The organism is Lysinibacillus mangiferihumi, assembly GCF_003049665.1.
Classification (GTDB): Bacteria; Bacillota; Bacilli; order Bacillales_A; family Planococcaceae; genus Lysinibacillus; species Lysinibacillus mangiferihumi.
Genome location: NZ_PYWM01000001.1, coordinates 257,267 through 269,281, shown reverse-complemented (window position 1 = coordinate 269,281; position 12,015 = coordinate 257,267). Strand labels below are relative to the sequence as shown.

10 protein-coding genes are annotated in these 12,015 nt (G+C 37.6%); 7 read left to right on the top strand and 3 right to left on the bottom strand.

The window, feature by feature from the left end; genetic code table 11:
* Positions 1-15: 15 nt before the first annotated feature.
* The 3 genes from C9J37_RS01500 to C9J37_RS01490 are packed head-to-tail and all read left to right on the top strand — an operon-like array spanning position 16 to position 2,409.
* On the top strand, positions 16-243 hold the full coding sequence (locus C9J37_RS01500; protein WP_024362991.1) for a FeoA family protein: 228 nt from the start codon (positions 16-18) through the stop codon (positions 241-243).
* Positions 240-2,219 carry a ferrous iron transport protein B gene (feoB, locus tag C9J37_RS01495; RefSeq protein WP_107893933.1) on the top strand — a complete coding sequence of 660 codons (1,980 nt, stop codon included), beginning with the start codon at positions 240-242 and terminating at the stop codon, positions 2,217-2,219. The genes C9J37_RS01500 and feoB overlap by 4 nt, the downstream gene beginning before the upstream one ends.
* Positions 2,220-2,235: 16 nt before the next feature.
* Positions 2,236-2,409: a FeoB-associated Cys-rich membrane protein gene (locus C9J37_RS01490; RefSeq protein ID WP_081769960.1), complete on the top strand. Its 174-nt coding sequence runs from the start codon at positions 2,236-2,238 to the stop codon at positions 2,407-2,409.
* Between the two features lie 90 nt (positions 2,410-2,499).
* Here the strand turns inward: C9J37_RS01490 and C9J37_RS01485 are convergent, their stop codons facing one another.
* The gene (locus C9J37_RS01485; RefSeq protein WP_107893932.1) at positions 2,500-4,188 is read right to left on the bottom strand and encodes a methyl-accepting chemotaxis protein; all 1,689 of its coding nucleotides are present in this window, start codon (positions 4,186-4,188) and stop codon (positions 2,500-2,502) included.
* 393 nt (positions 4,189-4,581) lie between these two features.
* On the opposite strand from C9J37_RS01485, the gene vrrA reads away from it, so the two are divergent.
* A complete protein-coding gene (gene vrrA / locus C9J37_RS01480) occupies positions 4,582-5,121 on the top strand; it encodes a VrrA/YqfQ family protein (protein WP_107893931.1) in 540 nt (179 codons plus the stop codon).
* 69 nt (positions 5,122-5,190) lie between these two features.
* On the top strand, positions 5,191-6,159 hold the full coding sequence (locus tag C9J37_RS01475; RefSeq protein WP_069513585.1) for a 4-hydroxy-3-methylbut-2-enyl diphosphate reductase: 969 nt from the start codon (positions 5,191-5,193) through the stop codon (positions 6,157-6,159).
* Positions 6,160-6,542: 383 nt separating this feature from the next.
* Here C9J37_RS01475 and C9J37_RS01465 read toward each other — a convergent pair whose 3' ends face one another.
* Positions 6,543-7,244, bottom strand: a complete 702-nt coding sequence (locus tag C9J37_RS01465; RefSeq protein WP_024362996.1) for a response regulator — start codon at positions 7,242-7,244, stop codon at positions 6,543-6,545.
* Positions 7,245-7,299: 55 nt separating this feature from the next.
* Positions 7,300-8,907, bottom strand: a complete 1,608-nt coding sequence (locus C9J37_RS01460) for an ATP-binding protein (protein ID WP_428842485.1) — start codon at positions 8,905-8,907, stop codon at positions 7,300-7,302.
* Between the two features lie 85 nt (positions 8,908-8,992).
* Here C9J37_RS01460 and C9J37_RS01455 point away from each other — a divergent pair, with 85 nt between their 5' ends.
* Positions 8,993-10,039: a TRAP transporter substrate-binding protein gene (locus C9J37_RS01455; RefSeq protein WP_107893928.1), complete on the top strand. Its 1,047-nt coding sequence runs from the start codon at positions 8,993-8,995 to the stop codon at positions 10,037-10,039.
* A 259-nt stretch (positions 10,040-10,298) separates the two neighbouring features.
* Positions 10,299-11,564 (top strand): dicarboxylate/amino acid:cation symporter, encoded by a 1,266-nt coding sequence (locus tag C9J37_RS01450; protein ID WP_024362999.1) that lies wholly within the window; start codon positions 10,299-10,301, stop codon positions 11,562-11,564.
* Positions 11,565-12,015 lie beyond the last annotated feature (451 nt).

Genomic DNA, 12,015 nt, shown 5'->3' with positions numbered 1-12,015 from the left:
AAGTAGGTAGATTTCATGGACCTTCATGCGGTTCAATTGGGTGAAAAAGTTAAAGTTAAAGACCTACAGCAAGTCGATGCACTCTTAATGAAGCGTTTAAATGCATTTGGCATAAAAGAGGGCTGCCAAGTATGTATGGTTCAAAAAGGTTGGTTTTCTGGCGCCTGTATTATGGAATGCCAAGGTCAGAAAATTGGCCTGCGTAAAAAAGACTTAATGAACATAAAGGTAGAACAATTATGAGGCGATTAGCTTTAATAGGAAACCCTAATATTGGAAAAACATCATTATTTAATACATTAACAAATTCATACGAATATGTTGGCAATTGGAGTGGTGTAACGGTTGAAAAAAAGGTAGGACAGGTAAAGAAGCTCAATAAAGAAATAATTGATTTGCCTGGTGTTTATACACTTAATCCTATTTCTAGAGATGAAAGCGTCGTTACTACATTTCTACTAGAAGAACAAATAGATGGGCTTTTAAATATTATCGATGCATCCAATTTTGAACGAAATATGCAACTAACACTCGATTTGTTAGAACTAAGAAAGCCTATTATTATTTGCTTAAATATGATGGACGTTGCGAAGAAAAAAGGCATCTCCATTAACATAGAGAAATTACAAAGTACTTTAGGTGTACCTGTTATTCCAATTGTCGCTCGTACAGGGAAAGGCATCGAGGGGATTTATCAAGCATTAGAAAGCACTTCCCAACTTGAACAACATTTTACGTTAACATACGACACCCCTATCGAAACAGCCATTGCAACGATTGAAGACCTGCTACAAAATGTGGCTGCTGAGCAAAGAAGATGGTGTGCGATTCAATTTTTAATGGGCAATCAGGCTATCGATGCTTTTTTACAAAACGAGGGCTACTTTCATAAAATACAAACGATTCGAACGGCACTAGCAAATGAAATAGGCGAGTCGTTAAGTGGCGCCATTACAAATCAACGGGACAGCTACATCGCAACCATTAAAAATGAATTGGTCATTCAAGAGAAAAGTGAAAAACAATGGACAGAACATATAGATAAAGTTTTAACACATCCTGTTTTAGGTGTCCCAATCTTCTTAGCGTTGATGTATTTCATGTTTCAAGCAACGTTTGCATGGATTGGCGGGCCCCTTTCAGATCTTTTGGATCGCTTTGTTGGTGGACCTTTTAGTGAAACGGTTTATAATGGGTTAACGGCAATCGGCGCATCTTCTTTTATTATTCATTTAATTTGTGACGGTATTATCGCCGGTGTTGGAGGGGTAATCGTTTTTATTCCTCAAATCTTTGTCTTGTTTTTCTTTATTTCTTTACTAGAGGATTCGGGCTATATGGCAAGAATTGCAGTCGTTATGGACCGTCTAATGGAATTCTTTGGCTTGAACGGGAAAGCTTTTATCCCCATGATTATCAGTTTTGGTTGCAATGTTCCTGGCATTATGGCGGCAAGAACAATTGAACAACCAAAGGAAAGACTTTTAACTATTCTTGTAGCTCCCTTTATGAGTTGTTCAGCTCGGTTACCGGTTTATGCTTTGTTTGGTGCAGCATTCTTTGCAAAACATCAATCGTTGGTTGTGTTATCTTTATATCTATTAGGAATTGTAATCGCATTAATTGTCACAAAGTTATTGTCTATGACACTCCTAAAAAATGAGACGTCGGTTTTCTTTGTGGAATTGCCGTCCTATCATATGCCCCAGCTTAAAACCCTTTGGCGTTCAACATGGGAAAAAGGGAAAGGATTTCTTCGTAAAGCTGGGACGATTATCTTTGCGGGCTCCGTTATCATTTGGCTATTATCCTATATAGGACCACATGGCACAAATGTAGCGATGGATGAAAGCTTTCTCGCAATGATTGGGGGCGCTTTTGGGGTCCTCTTTATACCACTTGGATTTGGGACATGGCAAGCTGGAGCATCCCTTATATCGGGCTTTTTAGCAAAAGAGGTAATTGTTTCAACGATGGCAATTATTTATGGTGTCAATGAAGGTGTATTATCATCCACTATGACAACCCATTTTAATGCATTAAGTGCCTATACATTTTTAGTTTTTGTGTTGCTCTACATGCCTTGTTTAGCAACGGTTGGCGCTATTAAAAGAGAAACACAATCTACTAAATGGACGTTATTCGCGACAATTTATCCGTTTGTTGTTGCCTATTTAATTGCACTCGTTGTTTACACAATTGGGAATCTATTTATTTGAGGTGTAGAAGATGTCGATAATCATCAATGTAGTCATTGGCAGTATTATTTTTGGCTATGCAGGGGTTACTTTATATAAGAGCATTAAGAAACAGAAAAAAGGGAAATGTGCAGCTTGTTCTTTACAGAAAAGTTGTACAACCAATACGTGCGCACCTCCGGCTAAAATAAACGATTCCAATCAACATTAACATAGCAACTTTACAAAGGTATGAAAATAGGCATGGCTCCCAAGTATAGGAGTCATGCCTTTTGTATTTCGCATATGAAACGACAACTTACTAGATATTAAATTTATTGATAACTTCTTTCACTGATAACGCTTCCTCACTTAACGATTTAGCAACCGTGTTAATCTCCTGTATAGTTGCCACTTGTTCTTCAATTGTCGCTGCAACGGCATCTGACTGTTCAGCAGCATGGACAGCAGCGGAAGACATTTCATTTACCGAGGCAGCCATTTCTTCTGTACTTGCTGAAATTTGTTGGGTTGAAGCCGAGACATCTTCAATTTGGTCCGTCATTTCTTCAATAGATTTTAAAATATTATCGAAGGAATGTTGGGCATTGCGAATAAATTTCACGCCTTCCTCAACATTGCCTACTGTTTCCCCTACCGCCTTTTCCACTTCTTGCGTATCTTGTTGAATAAGCGTTACTAGCTCGACAATTTGTTTTGCGGATTCTTTGGATTCCTCTGCTAGTTTGCGTACTTCATCTGCAACAATTGCAAAACCTTTCCCATGCTCTCCTGCACGGGCTGCTTCGATTGCGGCATTAAGTGCCAACAGATTCGTTTGTTCCGTAATAGCAGAAATCACTTTTGTAATATTAACAATTTCAGCAGATTGAGTACTTAGCTGATCGATTCGATCACTTGTTGATTGGGATGATTGTTGAATAATCGACATTTGCTTTTCTGCAATATGTAAGGTTTGTTCGCCTTCGTTTGCAGCAGTTTGTGTACTAATTGCTTTTGTATGAAGCATTTGTGTAGCTTCTGCAATACGTTGGACACCTTGTGCAGTTTCATCCATCGCAATTGAGCTCTCCCGCCCAGTTGCAGCAGATTGATTATCACTAAATGCCATGCGTTCTACTAGATTGGCAATATCGTTTGAAGAATGTGATATCTCGTCCGTACTAGCTGCTAATTGCTCCGCTGCGGAAGTAGTATGTTCCACATTCAATGTCATGTTATGAATAAGTGAATGTAAATTAGATTTCATCAAATTAAATGAATCTGCTAATTTTCTTATTTCATCATTTGTTCGAACTTCTATATCTTTTTGACATAAATCGCCTTTTGCAATCACTTCAGCCGCTGCCGCCAATTTATTTACTGGCACAACGATTGAACGAACTAACAAGACGCCAACTGCTAAACAAATGACTAAAATAATGCCAAATATCCATAAGAACACGTCTCTATTATGGTCTACAAGATGTTCAACATTGTCTAATTTTTTTTGCATTTCGGCAATGCTATCTTGTTGGAATACATCTACTTTTTCATTAATTTCTATTGACGTTGTATCAAATTCAAGCATTATTTGATTACCAGCCTCATGGCCACCTTCTATATAACTAGTTGCCATTTTCTGCCCAGTGCTATAGTAGGCATCAAATGCACGTTTAATCGTATCTAATTTTTCTTGCTGTTGGGGATGAAGGCTTTTCAATTGTTCTAAGTCTCGATAAAAAATTTCACTATATTTTTGTGCCAAGTCAAACCCATCATCTAAATTATTTTGGGCACGTGTGGCACTAATATCTGTTAAATACTGTTGTACCTGCACAACTGACAACTTCATTTCATCTGCTAGCAATGTAGATTGAAATGTCTTTTCCTTTATTACTTGTATTTCCTCTAGCTGCGAAGATGCATTTCGTTGTTGAACAATCCCCATTACTAGAACAAGCAATATAATAATACCAAACGATAACACACTTCTTAATTTAATCGTCACAAAAAACCCTCCTCAATTCGACCCAACTATTACAGTTTTGTAAAAATAACAAACTACATTTACATAACTGTAACATATTTCTTACAATCCAATCGCAATTATTCATTTTTCCACTAATATAATCCATAATACACATTCTTTTTGCCTAAGTTAGCACTTACCAACAAATTATTATACGCTTGCTCAAGTAAAAATATTGTGTATTTTTTTAGAATTTTATTTACAAAGCAGTTGATGGAACTGATGTTTTTACAGCTTTTCTTTCATGATTCCTTACGATTTCTTCCACTTTCTAGTTATTAGTCGTTGTCGAACGCTAACATCAGCGTCTGCATATCATATCTATAATCAGGTATGTCATCAATGAAAAACGTACAATGAAAGGAGATCATTATGGTATTTAGACCACCTTATCAATTCCCTATGTATCCAAGTGGCATGCAAATGCCTGCGCAAATGCCCATGCAAATGCGGATGCCAACACCTCCACAAATGCCACCGCAGTCCTTTTACCCGCCTGGAGGCTTTCCACAACCACGAATTCCAGGTGGCTTTCCAATGTCTGGGGGCATGAGGGGGGCATTCGGAGGGCAAATGCCAACACCACCTGTACAGGAACCTTCTAAAATCGGTTCATTTTTACAACAGGCAAATAGTTTATTTAACTCTGCCAAAACGTATACCCCTTATATACAACAAGCAATGCCTATGGTAAAAAACATTCCTTCACTATTAAAACTATATAAAGGTTTTTCAGGGCTCCCTGCAGCTGGAGCGGCGGCGGGTGCGGCAGCGGCTGCAACTGATGCATCAGCAGCTAGCAATGTAGCAGGTTCAACAAGAACTAGACGTTCAACACAACAAAGTGCGTCGACTACTCCGCGACAACCACTTCCATCGAAGCCGCGCATTTTCCAGCCACCTATGGAGTGAAGGTTTCTTTGTATTCGCCGTGCCTGTCCGTTATAATGTAGGTAGGTAAGCTTGAAAGGAGTCACAACCATGCAAGTATTAAAAATTAATCCACGTGGCTATTGCTACGGTGTTGTTGATGCGATGGTCATTGCACGTAACGCCGCACTCGATAAAACATTACCAAGACCTATCTACATTTTAGGGATGATTGTGCACAATAAACATGTTACAGATGCCTTTGAAGAGGATGGTATCATTACACTAGATGGTGATAATCGCTTAGAAATTATTGAACAGGTTGAAACAGGCACTGTTATTTTCACAGCACATGGTGTTTCACCTGAAATTCGTGAAATTGCGAAACGCAAAGGCCTAGTATCCATTGATGCTACATGTCCTGACGTAACAGTAACACACGATTTAATTCGTGAAAAATCAGCTGAGGGCTATGATATTATTTATATCGGTAAGAAAGGTCATCCAGAGCCAGAGGGGGCAATTGGTGTTGCTCCAGATCATGTTCATTTAGTACAATCTTCATCGGATATCGATGCATTAAACTTAACGAATGATAAATTGCTCGTCACGAACCAAACGACTATGAGTCAATGGGACGTTGCACATTTAATGGATAGTTTAAAAGAAAAGTTCCCACATATCGAAGTTCATAAAGAAATTTGTTTAGCGACACAAGTACGTCAAGAGGCAGTTGCGAAACAAGCAGGGGAAGCTGATTTACTAATTGTTGTTGGTGATCCAAAATCTAATAACTCAAACCGTCTTACACAAGTATCAGTAGAAATTGCTGGCACACCTTCATATCGTATTGCAGACGTTTCGGAGCTTAAAATTGATTGGTTAAAAGGAATTAATACTGTTGCTGTCACTGCCGGTGCCTCAACTCCAACCCCTATTGTAAAAGAGGTTATTACTTTCCTTGAGCAATTCGATGAAAATGACGAAACAACGCATACGATCCAACGTACGGTGACACTTGATAAAATTTTACCAAAAATTAAAACGCCTAAACCTGTCGATAAAATTATGCCTTATTAATTGACTTAGGGCGATGTTAAAAGTACTTGAACAAAACGAAAAAGTGTTAGATTGATTGTCATCAATCTAACACTTTTTTGCTGCGCCGTTGTTGTCCGCTTCGGCGCTGCTTTCCGCTCAGCACAGTAAGCCGCAACCCTCGCTAACGCGCGGAATGCCCGCGTCTTACGGTGTGTGCGTTCTGAGCAGGAGTCATCACCTTCGCTACCAACAACTAGTGAAAACCTCTATTTTTTTGCAAATAACGGTTAAGTTCCAATAATAGCAAAAATTTACGAACACCTTTCCTCTGTTCCTTAAATTTTTTTAGTTTTGTCTCAGCTTCTTTCTTGCTTTCCAGCTTTAAGCTATGACAGGCGCTTTCCGCTCTGCACACCTTAGTGTCATTTACTAAAATAATAATTAATTGGGCGACCAATACCACCGTAATGGACATCCATCGTAATTTCCTGTTGTTTTTCTAAATAATCTAAGTACCGTCTTGCTGTTACACGCGCAATGCCCACCCCACTGGCAACATCTTCTGCTGATGCACCGTCCACTGATTGTAAATAATGAACCACTTTTTCAAGTGTTGCTCGATTAAAGCCTTTCGGCAACGTTTTTTCAGACTTTTCTTCATTTGCTAGCTCACGTTTTTCTTGTTCATTATGATAATGGAATAATTGATCGAGCTCTCCTTGCGTAAATTCTCTTTCTGTTTGCATTTGTTGCTTAAAGCGCTTGTAATTTTCCAGCGTTCCTTGTACGCGCTCAAATGAAAAAGGCTTCATGATATAATCGAAGACACCAAGGTGCAAAACTTGTTTAACTGTTTCCATATCATTGGCTGCTGTTACGGTAATAACGTCGACTGGTATTTTCAATTCTCGAATTTTCCGCAAGCTTGTTAGGCCATCCTGCTCTGGCATAAAAATATCCATAAATACAAGGTCTGGTTGTAACGAACAAATTTGCTCTATGCCCTCTACGCCGTTTGAGGCTTGTCCTATTACCTCAAATCCGGCTACTTTTTCGATGAATTGACGGTTTACTTCCCGCACCATCGGATCGTCCTCTATTAATAACACGTTTATTTGTGTCACTGTCAAGCCCTCCATATACTCTAGTACAACTCATTAGCGAAAAAATCGCTGTATATTAAGAATGATAAAATGTTAATAAAAAGCTCGTCCCTTTGTTCGGCTCACTTATTACTTCAATTTCACCCTGTCCTTTTTGGACAATTTCTTTTATTAAATATAGTCCAATTCCTCGACCCTTTTTTTCTTTAGTCGAATAGCCATTATCAAAAATATGTGCCTTTACTGCCTCTGACATGCCGACACCGTTATCCGTTACTAATATTGCCAGTACATCTTCATCTTCATCCACCGATATATGCACAACCTTTTCTTCCATCGGACTATCCTTTAATGCATCAAAGGCATTTTCGATTAGATTCCCAAAAATAATAACAAAATCGTGATGATCTAAATTTTTCGGAAATGTTGTCAGACGACTAGCTCTGTCTATTTCAAGTGTAATCCCATGCTCTTTCGCATGAGCAATTTTACTGAGCAATAGACCCGATATATTTTCATTTTTAATGCGCTCATTTAAAAACTTCGTAATTTCATCATGTTCTTCTTTTACTTGCGTTAAGTAAGTAAGTGCCTGATCATAATGGCCAAGCTGTAAAAGACCAGCAATCGTATGCAATTTATTTTTATGTTCATGCGTTTGGACACGTAATGCCTGTACAAACGCCTTTACACCTGTAAGTTCTTCGGCTAGCTTTTTCACTTCTGTACGATCCTTGAACATAGCCACCGCACCAACGGTTTCACCATTTACCTGTATAGGAATCCGATTGCTCATAATACTATGATTATTGATATAAAGTTCACGATTATATAGTGGGCGATCTAGCGCTAATATCTCGGGTAGACGTGTATCTGGTAATACTTCGAAGATTTTTTTGCCTATTAATGCCGAAGGTCGGTGTGCTACGCCTAATATATCACATGCTTTTTCATTAAAGATTGTAATTGTAAATTCTTTATCAATGGCAATAATTCCCTCATGCATTGCGTTAAATGTTTCAGTTCGTTCCACATACATTTTAGCAATTTCGTGTGGTTCTAATCCAAACATTTGCTTTTTCATATGTCGCCCTAAAGTTTGAGCACCCCATGCGCTAAATAACAATGACATAACTAATGTAATGATTAGCTCTTTTTGTATAGACGATAGTAGCTCGCTAACTGTTAACACACTAAACCCTACAATCACTACGCCAATTTGACGTCCGTCATGATTCATAATCGGGACAAAAGCACGCACCATATCGCCATGTTCACCATGCGCGATTGATGTATAATAATGCTCCGAAAATGCCGCGTTTAAATCACCTGACTGTGATATTGTCCCTATTTCTTCAGAGTTCGGATGGGAGTACTTGCGTCGTTGCATATCGAGAACCACAATATACTGTGCTCCGTTAATATCCCTAATTTCTTCCACAACAGGATTAATATGTTTAGTTGCTTCTGAAAAATCGCTGTTTGCAATGGCCGATTTTAATTCTGGTAACTGTGATACGGTTTTTGCTACCAATAACGCCTGTTCTGCTAACTTTTCTTTTTGCTCGTTCATCACAAACCCTAGTAAAAACGTACCACCAATACTAAAGGAAAGCATGAGTATAAAAAAAGTAAGAGACATGATTTTTCCCTTCATCGATAATTTTTGAAATTTCAATATCATTGCCTCCTTCTTACTATGTATTAGCTTTCTCCCTATGTTAGAATAACAAAAACATGTGAAAATACGAATCAATTGGGTGTATTATATGAAAAATTTTATTTTTGGAACGATTGCCACTGTTTTCGTTTTAACGATTGTATTTAGTATACAGCAAGGTTTTCTGTTTTCGAAAACCTTGCCGTATGATGATGAACAAAAAGGACTCGACAAACAAATTACCATCCATTTAAGTCATGTTGTAGCGGAGAATACGCCGAAAGGACAAGCTGCAACTAAATTTGCAGAACTTGTTGAAGAAAAAACAAATGGTAAGGTTAAAGTACATGTCTATCCAAATGCCTCGCTATATAACGATGAAAATGAATTCCAAGCGTTACAAGATGGAAAAGTTGAAATGATTATCCCTACTTTTTCTAAAATGACTTCTTACCTACCAGATTGGCAAGTACTTGATCTGCCCTATCTTTTTCATACAGATGATGAAGTACGTGAAGTTTTGACAGGACCCATCGGTGAACAATTACTAGATGAGCTGAAGCCTTTTAATGTTCGCGGCCTCGGTTTTTGGCATAATGGCTTTAAACATTTAACTGCCGAGCATCCAATTCATTCATTTGAGGATTTACAAGGGTTACGCATACGTACCATGCCAAGCAAAACACTTGAAAAACAATTCAGCTTAGCAGGTGCAACGCCAGTATCGATTTCCTTTAGTGAAATTTTTACTGACCTTGAAGCACACGCTATCGATGCACAAGAGAACACGGCATCTAATATTTTTTCCAAAGGCTTTTACAAAGTTCAAAAAAATATGACATTAACTAAACATGGTATTTTAGGTTATTCGGTTTTAATGAATGAAAAATTTTGGGAACAGCTACCACCCAAAGTTCAAAAACAACTAATGGAAGCGATGAAAGAAACTACTGACTGGCAATTTAAGCAAGCAGTTTTTATGAACAGCAATGATTTACGTAAACTACAACAAGAGAACGATTTTGAAATTTACACAATGAGTGATGCAGAACGACAACGTTTTCAAGAAAAACTAGCTCCTGTCTATGATTTCTATAAATCAGATGTCAAACAGCATCATATACTATCTGAAATCCAAAAAATTGTTTCTCCCTAAACTTTTTGGTCATTTTGGCTAAATCCTCACTTTTCGTGAGGATTTTTTCTTTTGTATTATAATAGATTCAATAATTTATAATCTACTATAAAACAGCCTTCAACCCTTGATATTACTAACTTCCAAACTATCGAAACGAAAAATGAACAAAATGAACAATAGAAACTTTACGGTCATAAAAACTATTGTCGGAAAATTTCAGCTATGATAACCACATGAAAGCGTTCACAAATTATACATTTTTCAAGGGGGAAGTATTATGCGTATAAATTTTAAAAACTTAACAGTACAAGTGCTGATTGCCATCGTACTCGGTATTATTGTTGGAGCCGCATTCCCAGAGTTCGGTGCTAGCTTAAAAATACTAGCTGATATATTTATTAAATTAATTAAGATGTTAATTGCACCTATAATTTTCTTAACGGTCGTTATCGGAATTGGTAGCATGGGCGATGTGAAAAAGGTCGGAAAAATTGGTGGGAAAGCATTAATTTATTTTGAAATTGTCTCTACTTTCGCACTTGCGATTGGCTTACTTGTAGTAAATATTATTCAACCTGGTAAAGGATTTAATACTGATGCAGCCAATGCTGCAGATGTTGCTCAATATACAGAGCAAGCTGCTGCTGCTGAGCATGGATTTGGAGCATTTATAATGCAAATTATCCCTGATAATGTAGTTGGTGCACTAGCAAATGGCGAGTTATTGCCTGTCTTATTTTCTGCAGTATTATTCGGTTTAGCTGCTGCTGCTATAGGTGAACCAGCAAAACCTGTTATCAAATTTTTTGAACACGTTGCAGATATTTTCTTTAAAATTGTCAATATGGTGATGAAAATTTCTCCAATTGGTGCATTTGGTGCGATGAGTTACACAATTGGGAACTTCGGTTTAAAATCGCTTGGTAATTTAGGTTTCTTAATGCTCTCTGTGTACCTTACAATGTTCCTATTTATTGTTGTCATTATTGGTTTAATTACACGTTACTTTGGCTTTAATATTTTTAAATTTATTAAATACATCAAAGATGAAATTTTTATCGTAATCGGTACTTCTTCTTCAGAATCTGCGCTACCTTCTATGATGCGCAAATTAGAAAATTACGGTTGTTCAAAACAAGTAGTTGGACTTGTTATGCCAACAGGTTATTCTTTTAACTTGGACGGTACTTCCATTTATTTATCCATGGCGGCTATTTTTATTGCCCAAGCTTATGGGGTAGATTTAGATATTTGGCATCAGCTTACTTTACTAGGGATTTTAATGTTAACTTCTAAAGGTGCTGCCGGTGTCACAGGCTCAGGCTTTATTACACTAGCTGCAACACTTGCTGCATTCCCGATGATTCCTGTAGAAGGTATTGCTCTGTTAATAGGTGTAGACCGCTTTATGTCTGAGGCTCGTGCTGTCACTAACCTAATTGGTAACGGTGTAGCAACAGTTGTCGTATCGAAGATGGAAAAAGAATTTGATACGGACCAAGAAAAACGCGCTCTTTCAGGTGAAATGATTCACAACGCTTAAACATAAAACATCCAATCTACTAGTAAAGTTAGTAGATTGGATGTTTTTTATAGTAAGTCAATCCTTTTGCTAGTTTTCTTGCACGCCCCGTGTCTTAAGAAATTTTTTAGTCAAGCGAATCAGAAAAGCACTTACTATTGCTATTCCCAAAAACGACGTCACTATAAAAACGATCGGGGAACCTATAAAAACGAACATCACATCGGTATGACTTTCTGCTACATATCTCTCCCCTAGTTTTACCTTTCCGAAAATCTCTTTAATATATGACCATCCATACATAATGAAAACGAATAGTATATGTAGGACTAACGAACAAAAAAATGCCTGCACAGCCGTTTTCAGCATAAACTTTTCCTAGTTAGCTGAAACATAGGAAAGAATGTACACCAAATCATCAATTTTTCCACTTCCCTTTTCTATGGAATAAATAACTATTTTAACATAAAAA